The following is a 17,287-nucleotide window of genomic DNA, read 5'->3' on the forward strand; positions in this document are numbered from 1 at the left end:
AATTTATGGTGCAATGTTGAACTTGATTGTTTAGCTGCTCTAAAACCGTCATTTACTAATTGAGGAATTAGTACACACAAGCACCCTAAACTTTTTTACAAGGTTTTGAAGGCAGAGGTTGAGTCTCTGCCTTTTTTTATTATTTCCTCTTAACATTAATTTACATTCATCTCTTTATAGAAGCAAAATTATCTCACTAATAGACTTGGTACAGGCTCCAAAAAGAATATTGTATATAATAATAGTGATAACAAATTGATGAAAAATTCCTTACTGCTGTGCAATTTGGTTTATACTAAATTGTTACTAAAACCTTTGGTATTATTGATTAAACAGGAACCAATTGTGTCTAAAAAAGCATATGACTTGAATGCTTAAAGAAAGGGAACCTTTCATTTCTTGTCTTAATCACAGATTACCTTCCAATTCCCTGTTTCTGGATCACGAACCAATCTGCACCTAGAAGGCCTTACTTCATTTTCCTGTTTTCCCTTTAATTCATTCAAGTTATTGAGGTCAAATGATAACTGAATTAAGTCAATACTCTCAAAACCATATTTAGTCATTACTATTTCAATTTCTTCAACAAGTCCTTTGTATTTATTATTATTATCCATATTCAAAAATGTTATTTTATTCATTGTAAGCGAATACTCGAATATTATCACTAATCCCTAAAAGAGTGCCATCTTCATCAATAAGTTCAACAAATATTGTGATAAATTGATTTGACGGTATAGAACCAGGGGAATAGACCATAGAGATTTTGCTATCGCCGTTTGACGACAGTTGTTGTGCGCGAAAGACTCCTCCAGCTGAAGACCCATCTTCTAATAAATCCAATACTTGCGCTTTCACGCCTTGTGATGCCTTTGCCCCCTCAGAATTCAGAATGAGCCCTTCAATAATTACCTCTCCAAGAAAACCAGATTGAACGGAGTTTGAAGATCTTGACAATGAAATTGATTCGGGTAAGGATATTAAAGATTTAAGAGGATAAAATTTCCGATATTTATTTACCTCAATTTCAACTCGAAAATTCCCAGGTCTTGTGGTGCTTACAATTGTAAACTCCGCTTGGATTCTTCCGTTATCGGTAACCTCGGGCGCTAAAGAGATTTCTTCTGATTCCTCATTTTCATGAGTTGTAAAAGTTTTATTGATCCTCGCCTTTGCATCAATTTTGGACAAATCAGCATCTTTAACAAATCTAACATCAACATTTATTGTACTCTTACCGTCTGCTTTAAAATCACTTGCTATTGGAAAAAATACTGTCTCAACTATATCGCCATATTGCACTTCCTCTTTTGAACAGGAGATCAACAGGGTTGAAACAAATATTAATAATGTAAATGGTTTTTTCATTCTTGTAGCGTTTAGTTGAATATCTTATTGAAAATTGCAAAATCTCCAAAAAACTTATTGTCAAATGAAATACTGAAATATGGCAAAAAAGCCATCCCTTCTCTTACTAAAATTGGATTTCTATCATATCTTAAAATAAGACTACCTATTCCCAAACGAACATTTTTTGCAGCCCTTATGTTTATACCTGTTGATACAGAGAGTCCATTAAACAAATCTTTATACCCGCCCTCGTCAATACTTCCAAGTGTTATCCCGGCTGAGACTGAAAAACGAGACCAAAAACGTTTTTTGGCAAGCTGAGATAGTTTTTTATTCTTATTGTAACCATTAACATGCCAATTTAAGCCAAGATAAGGCCTGCCTACATACTCAATTTCTCCAACTTGATCTTTACCCCAAGCATTAACAAAACCAATGTCTGGAACAAGGTATGCTAATCCTCCATCATCATCTTGTTTACTAATACTATTATTTGTTACCGTAGTACTGTAGCTATAATATTGACTCACTAACTTTTCGCTTTTTTTCGAAAGAATATTCATTATACTGTCATTGTGCCTTAAGCTGTTTTTTAAATTTAGAATTACTTCTCTATAAAATCCGCCTAGTTCTTCATTCGCAGCATAGTGGGAAATCAAGTCGATGAAATTTTTGTCCAGTTTCTTAACAATGCCATAACTCATCTTTAAGTTCTTTCGCCGTTTTTGTATTTCGAGTACATTGACGATAGTATCAGAACCAATCGCTTTCAGTCCGTGTAGTACTTGATAGTTACTTTTACCACCACTTTTCGTGTATCCAAACATAGTTTGAGAAAAATCAGAAGATGGTATTTTCTTAGTCGTCAGCATTCCAATATATTTTTCAATATCGGGTGCGGAAACTTCAGATGGAGAGTCTTTTAACGCTTTGGAATGTAAGCTCAAAATGCCCTGTAGCTGATGAGATAAAGTGTCCCTAAGATATTCAAAAGAACTCATTACACTTACAGGCATTTGAGGCTCTGATTGTACGTCTAATGATTTAATTTTTTTATTAAAAAGAATCGAAGCTTCATTTTTTTTTCCATTTGCAATAAGGTTAAGTACCTCATAAAATACATTTATTTGTCTGCTGTTCAACTTTTTAGTAAATATTAAATTATAACTTCTATCGGGCAGTAATGGTTGAATAATGCCTTCATATAAATTTGGCGATTTCTCTTTAGATTTGATATTTATTGTGATTGGCTCGACTTTTTTCGAGAATACTACTGGTTTAGATTCTTGCGCTTTATCTCTTTTTTTCTTCCGTTCTTTTTTTCTAATCCACCTTTTCAACTCTTTGACATCCACTACTTTTGTTTTCCTCACATAAACAACCTTAAATATCGAAAGATCTTCAAGAAGCTTATTTTCTTTGCTCGTAACCTGTATTTTGATATACTCATCGAAAGGAAATTCTCCTGATACTGTTCCTTTATCAAGATCTATTTTGACGGTTGGCAACCCTTCTTCATTAAAGCCTTTTTGAGCCAAGGTTAAACCAACTGTAATAAATGTAAAAATTAGTGTTAATGGAAAAACGAGTACTTTATTATTGATCATGTTTTTTGGTTATTTTAAAAAAGCAAATTTTTATATTTTCCTCAGAGGCATATCAATTTCACACACATATTGTCTTTAGATATATAGGTCTCTTTTTATTTGGGGGAGTAAACAGTAAGAAGTAAATTCCTTGAAGCAATTTATTATTTGAAGAACTTCAGCTAACAAATCATTTTTTAAAATTAAAAGACATCAGTTGTATAAAAAATACCCAATACTAGGTATTTTTTATAGCCATCATTCTCCACATATACTCCACGATTACTCAATTCATCGAGAATACGTGTAATTCATTGGAAACTAGCCAAATGATTGCACGAATTCAATACCTTATCATCGCAAACTATCCCTAACTATATTTTATCGGAAAATGCATATAAACTATTTTCCTGATGAACGAAGCAATCATTTCCTATAGTGAAATTTTTGATACTAACGGACAGTATGATGGTACCTATGTCCGAGAGTATGTTGATAAACTGCAATATTTAGATGATCATACTCCCCCACTGCAGTCGTATATTTTAGTGACCAATACGTCTACCCAAACCTATGAATATGTAGGCAGTGACTTTGAAAAAACCATTGGTCTAGATCGCGAAAAAATGCTTAGTGATGGCTTAGGCTATTATATTTCCAATTACCACCCCCAAGAACTACCAGTCCTACTCAAAATATTTGAAGAATTAATGGTATTTACCATGACACAATTAGAACTGGAACAACGGCAACGAGTCGTCTATACCTGGAATTATCGCATTAAAAATGGATCAGGAGACTATAAAAGTATGCATGTACAACAGACCCCTATATTTTTTGACACAAATGGTCGGCCTATTATTGGCTATTCGCAAAACACCATTGTAGGCGATGGTCGCCCTCGCCCGCTGGTTGCCACTTGTAAATATTTAAATAAGAACAATGAGTTTGAAACGCTTTTTAGCAAGAATTACCTGCTAGAAGCGCTACAGCAAATGCTTACCAAACGAGAACTGGAAATAGTAAAATTATTAGCCAATAGTTATACCACTAAAGATATCGCTACCGAGCTTTTTATTAGCGAACAAACCGTTAGTGTACACCGTAAAAACATATTAAATAAGCTATCCTTCGTTTCTACAGCCGAGATTATTGAGTATTGTAATAAGTATCAGGTGTTTTAAACATCTTAACTTTATATTCATCATACCACAACCACACTAAACCAACCGACCATGTCAGCAGACAACCAACCAACTAAAAAGAAAAAAGCTAGCACCTACAAAAGGGTATTTAAGCCACGTATTTTGTGGCTATTAATCCTTACAGTCCTCATCTTGATAGCCGCGAGTTGTTGTCGGATTCCCGGTCTTATTGATCATCCGCAATTCACAAATAAGCTCGACGCCAATTTTGTAATTCAACTTCTTACTGATAACCATATGATGTGGTCGTATTGGGCATTTTTTATCATTGATTTTGTTTGGGCGTTCGTACTACTGCGATCCATCTGGATCTTTGTTGACGATTTTGTCAAGAATCAAACAGATTATGGTAAGTGGATTCATTCGGTTTTAAAAGTATTTAAAATCATCATCGTTCTAGCATATGTATTTGATGTATGTGAAAACGTTCTGTATTTGTGGAACTATGAGTATCCTAAAACAATAGCAGGTATTAAAATGGGATTATACGCAGTTGTACTACTTGGTTGGCTATTGGTTGCAATTAAAAAGTACTATAAGCGCTATTTCCCTTCATTGTTAAGTTTCTTGAAGTCTGCCTTTTATAGCTTAGTAATCATTGTAATTATTGGGGTGTTATTACCAAAAGCTAGTCAGGTAAACTCCATTGTAGTCAACCTTTATATGCGCCCTTATAATTTGGGAATTTTGTTGTTAGTGGCTGCACCTATATATGCGGTAATGTTGGCACACTATCCTAGTTATTTTAATATAGATAAGAACCGCCGTAAATGGTACAGAGCTAATTGGAGTTGGCAATTAATAAGTACCGTTTTTTATAAAAATGACTATACGAAGCCAGAGGAAAAAGGAACTCATGCTATCGAAGGACATGTCAATTTTCTTTTACGCATATTAGGTATTCTGTTTTATGCGGCTTTATTCTATTTCATTTCTTTTACTTCAGAAACGAATTTTCATTGGCCCTTTGCCACATCTGTGATATCTTCTTCTATGTTGTTGCTTGGCCTTTGTTTATTGTATTATCTAAGAATTAAAAAACAACGATGGTTAAAAAGTAATGTCACTTTACTCAAATCTCGTATCCCATTTTATGATGGTGATTTTAACGATGCTGACTCCGATATCGATGAAGTTGAGGAAGCAGATTTGCAGCAAGAAGCAAAAAGACGTTTAGAAAAGGATTTAGAAAAATTAGCAAGCGCTGAAAAATCGCTTACAACAGAAGAAACTGAAAACCTGCGAAAAATAATTCCCCATATACGGATTTATGGTTGGATTATTACAGTCACTGTGCTAATAACTATTTTATTTATAGGCTATTTGTTATTTAAATACATGACATCAGATACCGAACTTAATAATTCATTGTACACTGAAGGAACAGCTATTGTTAGCCTTGTGTGTATTGTACTTCAGATGGTTAGTTTTATCTATTACCGAACCTTCCGATCGATATTTAGATTGCTGTTCTTTTCGGCTGATAGTAAATTAGTGGTTAATGCCTTTTATGTCATGCGCGTGCTTAAGGTAGATGCTGATGAAGAAGTGCAATTAACACAAGCACATTTAGACGCGAAGAAAGGACAATTGAAAGAGTTTTACAAGCATAACCCTTTTGGAGATCCCACAGGAATTTTAAAACTGTTGGATAGACTAAACATGGGAATTTTTAGCAACAATATTTTCTTTTTACAAGCGACAGCCATATTTGGTATGTTCAATACTGCTTTTTTCCTGCTCATGAACCTTGTCGATGAATTACCATTTCATTTTAATGCGGCACTCATCATACTTTCTGCCCTATTCTTGTACTACGGAATGTTGGTCGTAATTACTAAAAATTTCATATTCTACAGATACTCCAAAGAAGAGTATGCGGTACGCAATCGGCAGTTGTTTAATTTTTATTTAATCATAGGGTTGGTCGTGATGCTGGTGTTTAATGTATTAACCACTAAGTTCCCTAACAATTTATTTGTATTAGAAACCGTAGATCGCGATAAAGAAAGCGAATTGACCTTAAAGGAATATACGGAAGCTCTTAGCCCAACGAAAATAAAATACTATATCGGCGCCTATGGCGGAGGCATGAAATCGAACGCCTGGACGATGACAGTATTAGATGAGCTTTATAAAAAAGACTCCACTTTTCTTGAAAAAGCAGTAGTAATGTCAGGTGCTTCTGGTGGAACGATAGGTATTACCAATTGGTCGGCTATCATGAAAGAAGATAGAGATAGTTTAGCCCGAACTAGAATGATTACAGATATTTCTACTGAGCATGTACTGTCGATGGATTTGACCCATATACTAGGTCGGGATTTAGTGAATTATATGTTTGTCCCGTTTTTTAATAAAAGTGGTCAGGACCGTTCATCAAAAGCCATGGAACGTTATGCGAAACTAGCAGAGAACCAAGAGGCTATTTGTTCAAGCACATCCTACCGTGCGTTTTGGAAGGAAGTGTATACAGAAAACAATAATCAATTTCCAATTCTTATTTCGAACAGCACCAACGTGCGAGGTAACCAAGGAATGGCCGTTAGCATAGGAGGTATTAATTCAACAAACACCTACCCTTCTTTGCTATATCAAAAAGCCGACAACATTCTTGAACTTGAAGTGTATAATGACGAGGCTGAAAAGTTAGAACAAAAGACTATTTCCTATTATAATGCAGCTTCTACTTCTAATAGGTTTCCATTAATAAGTCCGGCGGCCAAAATACCCACATTAGGTCATTTTAATGATGGTGGTATTTATGAAAATTCAGGCTTACTATCGGCATATAAACTATTTAGACAGATTAATAATCAACCGGGGATTACCGATTTAGATTGTCTCCCGGAAACCAATGTATTTATTAGTATTGTTAATGATAAGAACGCCTATATAAAGAAAACGGTTCAAGATTATATAAAGGATGGAATCCGTATTAAAAAAATCAATCCAAATACAGAACTCAATGCCATTTTGAATTCGGTATCCTCTACTGAAATGATGCCGATCTTTATAAAGACTGAGTTGGAACGGCTGGATTCACTTCACCAGACAATCGATTTCAAAACAATCTATCTTCCTCATCAGTTTAATATGCAGGACATAAAGGACATTTATGGCTTAGAATTGATTTCGGAAAAAACGAATAAGCCTATTTATGAGCATTTATATAAGTGCGTAACAGCAAACAACGATAGCATTAAAAAATGGCGATTTTCTACTGCTGCAAATAAACGTAATCCCATTATCGAGGCACCAATGAGTCGGGTAATGGCGCCGCAGGCCTATGAGTTTATGCAAAAAATGGTTTTGGATGAAACACCCGCAGGAAGAATGATTAAAGAGATTTCTGCGATTGAATAGTCTAATGACATTAATAAAAGGGCTTATTCAAATAATCAATTTTAAAAGTGTTTTTGTGACAAATAATAGTTTAACAATATGCTATTCAAGGGTGTTTTTATCAGTTTCGAATAACTCAATCGCCTTTACGTAATTTTGAGCGCCCTTCATGGTCATATCATTAATAAAACCATTAAGTTCAGGATGATTTTGTTCCGTCCAATTCACCAACGAGTTCACCCCTACTTGCCAAGCTTCCCAATCCGCATTTTTGCATGCTAACTCTTCAATTTTTGATATTTTACCAGAATCAAAGCTGATGTTGTACTGACATAGCATCTCATTGTTTTTTAAAAACTCATTTTTGATAGAGCTTAACTCCACAGTAACTAAAATTTGACTGTTTTTTTCAACTAATTCAACAACTTTATATGAAGGCTTAAATACAGAATCCCATTTGAATACTTCATAAAAACCATCGGGATCATATGGCATAATGTAATCTCCTGAAATAATGGTGACACTATCACTTACGAGCTTTTTTAATTCATTAAAATTAGCATTGCTTCGGGCATTATAATAGTCGGTAACAGCTTCTTTATGTGTTAATTGTTGATTATTGCATCCTATTAAGATACATAGGATAAAAAGTATCGAGAAGGTTGATTTCATTAAATGTATTTTAAACTTTTGTTGAGACATTACTATCCCAGTTTATCTAATTAGCTAAATAAAGATATCTCACTCAATAATTAAAAAATTGAGTGTCAAAAAAAGGGTTTCGCATTTTATATAAACTATAACACTTCCTGTTAAACCTTCCCCAATTAAGAATTTGCTAAGAAAAATTTTCTGTTGTTTTGAAGCAAACTAACTAAATGAAGAAACTACTACTCGCCTTTATGGCATTATTTACTTTTACCCTTTCTGCACAATACGAATCGCTATCCTCATCTTCTTTTTGGGATAAAACAGAGTTTAAAATTGGTTATTCAGGTACTATTTTTTGGAGTAATGGATTAACTGTTGGTGCAGAATATGTCTGGAAAGAATATGACAAAACCAAAGAACGAAGAGGTACCGAAAGAACAAACACCCACCAATTTCTTTTTAATGGCAACTTGGGGTTTGCTACCAATTTCGCATCTAAAACCGATACAGGTGCCTTTACCAACTTCGGAATCACATGGCGGCGTACCAATAAAAAAGGGAAACAATTTAGTATAGAAATTAATCCACTTGGCTATTACCGCTCATTTTTACCAGAGACTTTTGAAGTCAATGGCGACAATGTAGACAAGGTGTTTTTACCGGGCCGAGGGTACTACGCTCCTTCGCTGTCAATTGGAATAGGAAGACAGCGCAAAGGAAAAGTTCGCTCTGGAAGTTACTTTAACATCAATTATAGTCCGCGCTTTAACTACAATGCAGGTACTTTGCCCACATTTTCGTTACAATACGGCTTTCGATTTAATTTCAAAAACAAGAAATAATGAAAAATAAATATCGACTACTCATAAAATCAACACTCGTTCTAATAAGCATTCTAAGTCTTGTTTCTTGTTCCAATGAAGGCAATCTAAATGACCTAAACGAAACAATTTTTGTACGTCATAAAAATGCAGATATGCCAGCTTATATCAAAGGAAACGCATCGGAAAAGGTGTTTTTAATAACGCTACATGGAGGCCCTGGAGGTTTCGGTTTAGGCTTTGTCGGAACTGCTTTTAGTAAAATAGAAGAAAATTACGGGGTCGTCTATTTTGATCAGCGTGGTTCAGGCTTGTCTCAAGGCAGTTACTCTAATGAAGACATTAGTTTAGATTTAATGGTAGAAGATGTCTTGGCACTTGTTAAGGTTATGAAACTTAAATTTGGCAATGATTCCCGTTTCTTTTTGCTTGGACATAGTTGGGGTGGTACTCTTGGTACCGCCACCCTATTAAAAGATCAAAGTGATTTCTCTGGCTGGATAGAGGTTGACGGAGCCAATAACCCATCGGGACTGTATGATCAATATATAGAAACATTTACCAGTACTGCAAATACTCAAATCGCACTAGGAAATAGTCTTGAATTTTGGGAATGGGTCTTGACTTCTGTTGCTGAAGTGGATCCTGTTTCTAACAAAGATGATTTCTTCAAATTGAATAGTATGTCTTTTGAACTTGAAGCAACATTGCAAAAAGATAACTTTCTTAATAATCCCGATAATGGATCCGAGAGTGACGGTATCATATTTCAATATAATTTATTAACTGCTTTCTGGAATCTAAGTCAAATTCAATATATACTGGTAGATGAACAATGTCTTTTCCAAACTTTAGATTTTACTAATCAACTTCCTGAAATAACAGTGCCTTCACTATTTATATCTGGAGAATATGATATGGTTGTTCCTGCTGTTTCTGCCCAGCGTGCTTTTGATAATATTGGTTCGGATATCAAAGAATTACGAATTTTTGAAAGATCTGGACATTCCCCTATAGCAAGCGAACCTGAGCGATTTGCAGAAGAGGTATTGCGGTTTATGAATGAAAATAAATAACCACAAATTTTCAATACCAACTTCGTTTTTGCTTAATTTTTCAACAGCAGCGACACTCAAAGTGCACAACAAACATCTTTTTCTTCAAGAATGTCTATAATAACGGTCATTTTTCAAACCTAGAAAAGTTAGAAAAATGACTACAAATGTTGATTAAGATCATTTTCTAAATCATTATGTGAGCATACTTTTAAGCTTGAATTTCTAAATCGATTGATCATGAAAACAGTTAGAAAAGGTTTGCTCACAACTATAATACTATTTTTTGTAACATCACTCGCGATTGCTCAGGAAAAGTGGTCCTTAGAATTAAGACCAAGCACAAATTTTTCGACCGAAGATTTGGCCGACGCCAAGCTAAAAACTGGCTTTGGACTTGAGTTTACGGTTAGTTATAATTTCATGGAACATTTAGGGGCTTATGTTGGTTGGGGCTATAATGTCTTTAATTCGGACAATGACTCCTTTGCAGGAACAGGAGATACCGATTTCGATGAAACTGGTTATTCTTTTGGACTACAATTTATTCACCCGATCGGGACATCTGGAAAACTTTCTTATTTAATTAGGGCTGGAGGCGTGTACAATCATATAGAAGTTGAAAACGATGTTGTTGGAGATATCATCTCTGATTCTGAACACGGATTAGGATGGGAAGTTGCTACCGGTCTTCAAATAAACCTTGGTGATAACTGGAAACTGCGCCCGCAAGTTGGTTATCATGAACTTTCAAGAGATATTGAAATTGGTAGTGTAACTACGGCGGTTGATTTAAACTACGTGGCTGTTGGTGTTGGGATTGCCAAAATATTCTAATCAAACAAGTTTCATTAAAAATATTTAAAATGAAATATGTGTTTAGTTTTTTGGTTTTGCTTCATGGCCTAATTCATTTTATGGGTTTTGCCAAGGCATTTCACTTCGCGAAGATTGAGCAATTAACCAAAGATATTTCTAAACCAACGGGAGTACTTTGGCTGATTACCGGTGTATTGTTTATTGTTGCTATGCTGCTTTATCTGTTTAAGAACGATTTTTGGGCGGTATTAGCAATTCTAGCAACGATAGTGTCCCAAATCATAATTTTCTTTTTCTGGAAAGACGCAAAGTTCGGTACCATAGCCAACTTTATTATTCTTGTAGTAAGTATTATTTCTTGGGCAACCACCAATTTTGAAAACTCATATAAAAAAGATGTAGTCATAGCAATGTCATCTATCCCAAAAGAAGTGGAATTGATCACTACTAAAGATCTTCAACATCTACCAGTATCGGTAAAAAAATACTTGAACTATGTAGGAGTAGTTGACCAACCCAAAGTCTACAATTTTAAAATAGTTTTTGAAGGTGAAATGAGAGAAAAAGGTAAAGACTGGTTTTTATTTACATCGGAGCAGTACAATTTTATTGAGACTCCTACCCGACTTTTTTTTATGAAGGGAAAAGTTTCAGGCTTACCTACAAACGGTTACCATAAATACCTAAAGAATGAAGCGAGTATGACCATTAAAGTGTTATCGCTATTTCCTGTTGTAAAAATTGATAGTCCAGAATTATTCCAAACCGAAACAGTAACCTACTTTAACGACCTCTGTCTATTTGCTCCAGCTTCACTAATAAATAAGAACATTCAATGGGAGGAAATTAATGAACGGTCTGCCAAGGCAATTTTTACTTCGAACGGTATTACGATCTCAGCTATTTTACATTTCAATGAAAAGGGACAATTAATCAATTTCGTTTCTAACGATCGCTCTGCTGTATCTGGTATGAAACCAATTCCTTTTTCAACCCCTGCAAAAGAATATAAGAGAATTAATGGTTTGCTTATCCCAACATATGGAGAAACTATTTGGCATTATCCTGAAGCAGATTTTACCTATGGCAAGTTTTACCTGAAAACAATTGAGTTTAATACCGTACAATAAAAATAGTAACTTCATTTAAGATAGGTTAAAATCCTTTTAATCAGTATTTTATAAAGCATCATAAATCGTTTGATTTACAAAGACTGGTCTTAATTTAAAGTAAGTTTTACTGCCATCGTAGATTGACATAGATCATTTCTATACTTCCACTTTGGAATTACATTTAGTTATAATAATCTTCCGATGAAAAAAACAATCTTTATAGCCATAATTGGCTGTGTATTATTCTTTAGTGCCATTGCACAAGAAGAATCAAAAGATGATACGCCTCATTTTGAGGTCAAAGTAATCACAAGTGTAGAATCAATAGTACCCCTTGGGTTGGGTCGATCGCGTCTTGTTTCTACCGAGGCAACACGAGATTATAAGGAGTTCTCATCTGCACAAACAGAGAATGATAACACTCGAAACAAATCAAAACGAAAAAACATTCGAGTAAAAGACTTCGAAGAAACGAAGTTGTTGAACTTCTATAATGTTGGTGGTATCCGCTTTCAGAATATTGCTGCCAACGATGCTGTCATATCATCAAAATTAACGGCCATGCTAGCTGAGGGTTGGGAACTGGTATTTGTAACAAGTGCAGTTGAAAGCGATGCTGGCGAAAATGATGGGAATGGCATATTTATAACGCGCTATATTTTTAAAAGACCACTATAATCAGAAAACGCCTTTCTTTAAATCAAATATCATGAAACTATTTAAACAAAATATAAAAACAGTAGTACTATCTTCATTAGGATTGATCATTTCCTTCACCATGAGTGCTCAAATTGGAGGTTGGAATCCAATGTTAGAAAAAGAGGCAAAAGCTGCCTTGAAAACAATGGTGTCTAAAACACCAACACTTAAGACATTTTGTGATGAAGCCTATGGATATGCTGTTTTCCAAAAATAACAAAGGCTGCTATTGCTGTTGGCGGAGCCATGGGCAATGGTGTTGTTTATCAGGATAATCAAGTAGTGGGTTCTTCAAAATTGAAACAAGCAACATTTGGGGTGCAAATTGGAGGACAGCAATACATGGAGGTTATCTTCTTTTCGAACGAGGATTCTTTTAAACGTTTTACCAATGGAAAATTAAAATTTGACGGACAGGCATCAGCAGTGATCTTAAAAGAAGGCGCCTCAATTGATGTAGCTTATCAGGATGGAGTAGCTGTATTTACAATGACTAAAGGTGGTGCTATGTTAGAAGCTTCGGTTGGTGGTCAGCATTTTAAGTATAAACCAAAGGTGGACTAGCCATAGGCAAAAGATTTGTTTACCTAGCTTTTCGACTTCTTTTTAATGGGGCTACATTACGAGCTTTACTATTTAGTACATGAAAGCGTTGATATTTTAATTCAATAACCTCTATCAAAATTTTAGGGTTTTGCGCGTGCAACTCTTCAACGCCCCAAGCAACTGGAATAGCGTTTTCAACTTCCCAAGCACTTATTAGCTCATGCTTACTATCTAACAATTGTATAGTCATATTTTTTGATTGAAACACCTTATTGTTGATAGCTTGCATGCACCAGGTAACAATATTGGAATTAGGGTTGTAGGCACGGCGTAAAACAATGTTTTCGTAAACTGCAAGAGGATTCTTATCACCTTCTTCTTTAATCAGTTTTGCTTGTAATCCAGTTATGGATTGAAAAGGCTCAACTTCTATTTTAGTCTTAGCGCGAAACTCAATATTGAAGTGGACATTTAAAGGTGGATATGTATGTAAGCTCGGCATCCTAAACGTGTTCTATTTGAATCCCCTCGTGAACGATCTCTAAAGTTTCTATTGCCACTTCGCAATTGGTAGAGTTTAGTAATGGCGATTCAATACGGATTGGCCATGCAGATTTCAACTTCCATATTATTGTAGGCTCATGTTGCTCATTTAGAAGCTTTATGATAATATCTCTTCGCTCTACAGTATTTAATTGAATAGTCTTATACCATTCAAAAAATTCATTGTCACCTTTAAAAACTCCACGTTTTAATATAACATTGGAATACTTCTGTAATCCAGGTATTTTGCGAGTGCTAAAGAAAGGATCACTGCCATCTCTATATTCTATAACCTCAGTCTCAAAATCAAGCCCAGAAACTTCTGAAAACCCAATACGACTGCCTCCCCACTCTACACTAAAATGAAAATTAACTAATGGTAGATTATTCATGATATCAGAATTAAATAGTTACAACATAAAGTTATGATATGTAGATGGTTAAAAGCTAAGGGTATTCCCTGATTTTTAAGGGATAATACCCCTTCTAATACCAGTGTGAAAGAACTTATCTAATACAAATAGGAAGACCACCTTGATGGGTGGTCTTTATCAAATATCAGTTGTAATATGGTTATTTACCAAAAACATGAATCTTTGCTCTTCTTTTAGAAGCATTTTTAGTGTCATATATAAAGTAAATCTGTTTAATAAATCGATTCTTTCCGTTTAGGTCAATCACCCTAGAAGAACTTAGCTTGCTAAACTTATGTCGTAGTTGAATTTCTTCTGTATTTCCATTGGCATATCGCACCATCATTTTGTGCATATTGATATTACCTCCTGAAACTACAAGCTTTAATTTATTAAATCGACCATCTTTTGCACCAACATAGATAACGTCTTTATCTATTTTAAAATTAACTTTCTTAGATCCAAGTCGTTTCCAATCCTTGTCCGCAAATGTTGAATGAGAATCAAAACTTGACAATCCAACGAATAGTATAACGACTAATAAAACATTACTTATTTTTTTAAACATAATAATTTAGCTTTAGAGTTAATACTTGATTTATAGGTATTAGGACTAAAGAAAATTGAAAAGGTTTAATTGTATACGGCGAACACTAGAAAAAACTAGCGTAAAAATGAGCATTCAGGTTCAGAATTATTGACCTCTATTTACATATTACAGACAGCTCATAAAATTCCTCTGTTATTTTTGATTTCCACGAACCATTGTCCCTAAACTGCAATAAGCTTCCACCCCAAACCTTGTTGTCTTCTTTCATAACTTTATCAAGCATCAAGTTAATATGCGGAAAGCTTATTATTGTTAAAGCTTCGTCAATTTCAACCCATTTTGTTTTCTCAATTATTTCAGGGGTTTTCAACTTACCACCTGGATATGTAGCAGTAAATATATTTCTTATGGATGTTGATTTTTTGTTATTTAATTCTCTATTGAGCGTAAAAATTCCGTTTAGTTTTAGCTCTTTGATTTTGATACCATAGGTCATTGCTATACTATCTAATCCCTGCCTCATTGTTTGTTCACTATTTTGATATAAGCCGGGAGTAACCCAAAAGTCTGTATTCTTAATTTTAACAACTAGTATTTCATTATTTGAATTTTGAAAAATCAGCCGATTAAAAATCTGAATCTCATTAACAGATTGAGCACTTGTGTATTGAAAAAAGGAAAAGAGCAGTATAGAAAGAAAAAGTTTCATTTTTTATGTATTAGTATGCATATTCTATTATGACCGTTATTAATTGCTTTTTATTCAGTCCAGAATTCTATTAAATATGGTTTCAGTTGTACTCCTTTGTCATTTATAAATCCGTCTGTAACATATAGCTGATAGTGTTTTCCCGATTCTAAATCCATCGTAATGCTCCAAGAAGTATTCTCATTAGACCATACCCTTTCTCCAACAATTTTGGGCAAAGTTTTTTCACCTTCACTACCGTAATCTAGGCCTTGATTTTTGCCATCTAAGCCCTCCGAAAAATGTAGCGTTAATTGTAGTCGACCAGCCGATACACTTTCACTACCATTCTCTAAACCCGTTATATTGGTGACCTTTGGTCGGTAATTTTCATAATCTTTATGCAATTGATTCAGAGGCTTTGAGAGATAGCCGGATTTGTCAACGAAACTTATAATTTTGTCTTCATCGGTAAATTCGAGCTCAATCATTTCTTTGATTGCTTTTTTCTTATCTGAAGCTTGGTCGTAGTTTCTTTTTGCTATTGCATATCCTACTCCATAACCTAAATCTCTTTCTCCCATTATTTTACCAGATGACCAAAGCCAATTAGTGAAGTACGTTTTATATAAGTCCTCTTCAAAACGGTTTCTTACTTCTTCATAGTTCAATTGGGCAAACTGTATCGCATTTAAATAGGATTGTTTTCCTGTGGCTGTTGTTGCAATAAACTCAGCAATGCCCTCATAAAGACAATTGTTTAAAAGATAGTATTCCATTTCCTTCTGTTGCGTATGTACATATTCATGAGTACACAACAAAGGCAAATCTTCAATGGGATTTTGAAGCCTATGAAATTCCTGAATATGTTTGGGGAGTTCTGAAACATCAATGTCTTTTGATAGTAAAGCCATTTCGGCACCTATCAATACGTTACCATTCTTTATTGTTCCGTTAGATCTAAATACGCCGAAAGAGAAATATATTGGTGATGGCTTGAGGTCAGGATATAATTGTTTTAGCTTTTCAATATCGCCATTTATTTTCTTGAAATGCTGTTCTAAATTCGTGGTATTCGTTCTTATAGACTCCCAGAATTTCGGATAATTATTGATGGCTGCTATATATTCATCTGCACTATATCTTCGCGCATCCATTAATAGTTTTAAGCCTTCGGTGGATTTATCGATGTATCGCTTTTGAATTATTTTTTTTCGTTCAACTGAATCCTTTATAGCGACAATTGTATCATAGACCTCCCAAAAGTTAGCGATGTCTTCTGTTATAAATTCCTGGCTATAATCTTGACTATTGCATGAAAAAGTATAAAAGAGATTGGCCAATAATAGCGCTATAAAAACATTCTTAAAAATTCTCATTGTAGCAGTTTTGTACTTTTTATTTTTTTAGAACCACCTTTCTACTTAGATGTTGGTTTCATCAAAATTGTCATAGTAGGTATAATCTTTAGTAATAATCCCGTTTTCTATTGTCATTATGGTACAAATTGGCAACCTAAATGAGGTACCATCTGGCGCTGTGCCTGTCGAAATAAATTCAACTATAACATGTTTTTCTCCAGATGGATATATGTTCACAACTTGATCATGAATATTGGAAAAAACTTCATTTAGCGCCTTATACTTTGCTATCGTTTCAGTTCTAGTTTGATTTACTACCTCTAGCCCTAAGGATGGATCTAGTATCTCGGCATTTTCAGGATACATTCCTGCCATTTTTTCCCACTCATGATTATTAAAGTGAAGAAATAATTGTTTTGCAACTGCCACATTCTGTTCCTGAATATCTGTTAATGTATGTGCCTTCTGTTTTTTTTCAGTACTACATGAACAAGCACATAACAGCGTTAGTATTACAATTTTAATTCTCATTACTCATGTTTT

At 34.5% G+C, this 17,287-nt stretch carries 19 protein-coding genes; 9 read left to right on the forward strand and 10 right to left on the reverse strand.

What is annotated here, in order from left to right; translation table 11 throughout:
- Nucleotides 1-404 precede the first annotated feature (404 nt).
- The 3 genes from GWK10_RS05150 to GWK10_RS05160 are packed head-to-tail and all read right to left on the reverse strand — an operon-like array spanning nt 405 to nt 2,888.
- A complete protein-coding gene (locus GWK10_RS05150; RefSeq protein ID WP_164029871.1) occupies nt 405-641 on the reverse strand; it encodes a hypothetical protein in 237 nt (78 codons plus the stop codon).
- Nucleotides 634-1,368, reverse strand: a complete 735-nt coding sequence (locus GWK10_RS05155; RefSeq protein WP_164029873.1) for a hypothetical protein — start codon at nt 1,366-1,368, stop codon at nt 634-636. Before GWK10_RS05155 ends, GWK10_RS05150 begins: the two co-directional genes overlap by 8 nt.
- 11 nt (nt 1,369-1,379) lie before the next feature.
- Complete coding sequence (locus GWK10_RS05160) at nt 1,380-2,888, reverse strand: hypothetical protein (protein WP_164029877.1); 1,509 nt, start codon at nt 2,886-2,888, stop codon at nt 1,380-1,382.
- Between the two features lie 461 nt (nt 2,889-3,349).
- Between GWK10_RS05160 and GWK10_RS18620 the strand changes: the two genes are divergently transcribed.
- The gene (locus tag GWK10_RS18620) at nt 3,350-4,120 is read left to right on the forward strand and encodes a LuxR C-terminal-related transcriptional regulator (RefSeq protein ID WP_164029888.1); all 771 of its coding nucleotides are present in this window, start codon (nt 3,350-3,352) and stop codon (nt 4,118-4,120) included.
- Nucleotides 4,121-4,171: 51 nt separating this feature from the next.
- Nucleotides 4,172-7,507 carry a hypothetical protein gene (locus tag GWK10_RS05170; protein WP_164029890.1) on the forward strand — a complete coding sequence of 1,112 codons (3,336 nt, stop codon included), beginning with the start codon at nt 4,172-4,174 and terminating at the stop codon, nt 7,505-7,507.
- A gap of 81 nt (nt 7,508-7,588) precedes the next feature.
- On the opposite strand, the gene GWK10_RS05175 is transcribed toward GWK10_RS05170, so the two are convergent.
- A complete protein-coding gene (locus GWK10_RS05175) occupies nt 7,589-8,158 on the reverse strand; it encodes a hypothetical protein (RefSeq protein ID WP_164029891.1) in 570 nt (189 codons plus the stop codon).
- A gap of 206 nt (nt 8,159-8,364) precedes the next feature.
- Between GWK10_RS05175 and GWK10_RS05180 the strand changes: the two genes are divergently transcribed.
- The 7 genes from GWK10_RS05180 (at nt 8,365) to GWK10_RS05210 (ending at nt 13,207) form a co-directional block, all read left to right on the forward strand.
- Nucleotides 8,365-8,979: a hypothetical protein gene (locus GWK10_RS05180; protein ID WP_164029893.1), complete on the forward strand. Its 615-nt coding sequence runs from the start codon at nt 8,365-8,367 to the stop codon at nt 8,977-8,979.
- Nucleotides 8,979-10,034, forward strand: coding sequence for an alpha/beta fold hydrolase (locus GWK10_RS05185; protein ID WP_164029896.1), 1,056 nt, complete (start codon nt 8,979-8,981; stop codon nt 10,032-10,034). Before GWK10_RS05180 ends, GWK10_RS05185 begins: the two co-directional genes overlap by 1 nt.
- A gap of 219 nt (nt 10,035-10,253) precedes the next feature.
- Nucleotides 10,254-10,850, forward strand: coding sequence for an outer membrane beta-barrel protein (locus GWK10_RS05190; RefSeq protein ID WP_164029898.1), 597 nt, complete (start codon nt 10,254-10,256; stop codon nt 10,848-10,850).
- A gap of 29 nt (nt 10,851-10,879) precedes the next feature.
- A complete protein-coding gene (locus GWK10_RS05195) occupies nt 10,880-11,962 on the forward strand; it encodes a DUF6544 family protein (RefSeq protein WP_164029900.1) in 1,083 nt (360 codons plus the stop codon).
- Between the two features lie 183 nt (nt 11,963-12,145).
- Nucleotides 12,146-12,622, forward strand: a complete 477-nt coding sequence (locus tag GWK10_RS05200; protein ID WP_164029902.1) for a hypothetical protein — start codon at nt 12,146-12,148, stop codon at nt 12,620-12,622.
- Between the two features lie 31 nt (nt 12,623-12,653).
- Complete coding sequence (locus GWK10_RS05205; RefSeq protein WP_164029904.1) at nt 12,654-12,860, forward strand: lipid-binding SYLF domain-containing protein; 207 nt, start codon at nt 12,654-12,656, stop codon at nt 12,858-12,860.
- A gap of 80 nt (nt 12,861-12,940) precedes the next feature.
- The gene (locus GWK10_RS05210) at nt 12,941-13,207 is read left to right on the forward strand and encodes a YSC84-related protein (protein ID WP_164029906.1); all 267 of its coding nucleotides are present in this window, start codon (nt 12,941-12,943) and stop codon (nt 13,205-13,207) included.
- A gap of 19 nt (nt 13,208-13,226) precedes the next feature.
- Here the strand turns inward: GWK10_RS05210 and GWK10_RS05215 are convergent, their stop codons facing one another.
- The 6 genes from GWK10_RS05215 to GWK10_RS05240 all read right to left on the reverse strand — a co-directional run bounded on the left by GWK10_RS05215 (nt 13,227) and on the right by GWK10_RS05240 (nt 17,275).
- Nucleotides 13,227-13,691 (reverse strand): phage tail protein, encoded by a 465-nt coding sequence (locus GWK10_RS05215; RefSeq protein ID WP_164029908.1) that lies wholly within the window; start codon nt 13,689-13,691, stop codon nt 13,227-13,229.
- A 1-nt stretch (nt 13,692) separates the two neighbouring features.
- Nucleotides 13,693-14,124: a phage tail protein gene (locus tag GWK10_RS05220; RefSeq protein WP_164029910.1), complete on the reverse strand. Its 432-nt coding sequence runs from the start codon at nt 14,122-14,124 to the stop codon at nt 13,693-13,695.
- Nucleotides 14,125-14,305: 181 nt separating this feature from the next.
- On the reverse strand, nt 14,306-14,713 hold the full coding sequence (locus tag GWK10_RS05225; RefSeq protein WP_164029912.1) for a DUF2541 family protein: 408 nt from the start codon (nt 14,711-14,713) through the stop codon (nt 14,306-14,308).
- 136 nt (nt 14,714-14,849) lie between these two features.
- Nucleotides 14,850-15,404, reverse strand: coding sequence for an NUDIX hydrolase (locus tag GWK10_RS05230; RefSeq protein WP_164029914.1), 555 nt, complete (start codon nt 15,402-15,404; stop codon nt 14,850-14,852).
- Between the two features lie 50 nt (nt 15,405-15,454).
- Nucleotides 15,455-16,762: a hypothetical protein gene (locus GWK10_RS05235; protein WP_164029916.1), complete on the reverse strand. Its 1,308-nt coding sequence runs from the start codon at nt 16,760-16,762 to the stop codon at nt 15,455-15,457.
- A gap of 45 nt (nt 16,763-16,807) precedes the next feature.
- The gene (locus tag GWK10_RS05240) at nt 16,808-17,275 is read right to left on the reverse strand and encodes a nuclear transport factor 2 family protein (protein ID WP_164029918.1); all 468 of its coding nucleotides are present in this window, start codon (nt 17,273-17,275) and stop codon (nt 16,808-16,810) included.
- Nucleotides 17,276-17,287 lie beyond the last annotated feature (12 nt).

The organism is Spongiivirga citrea, from assembly GCF_010671565.1.
In the GTDB taxonomy this organism is placed as follows: Bacteria; Bacteroidota; Bacteroidia; order Flavobacteriales; family Flavobacteriaceae; genus Spongiivirga; species Spongiivirga citrea.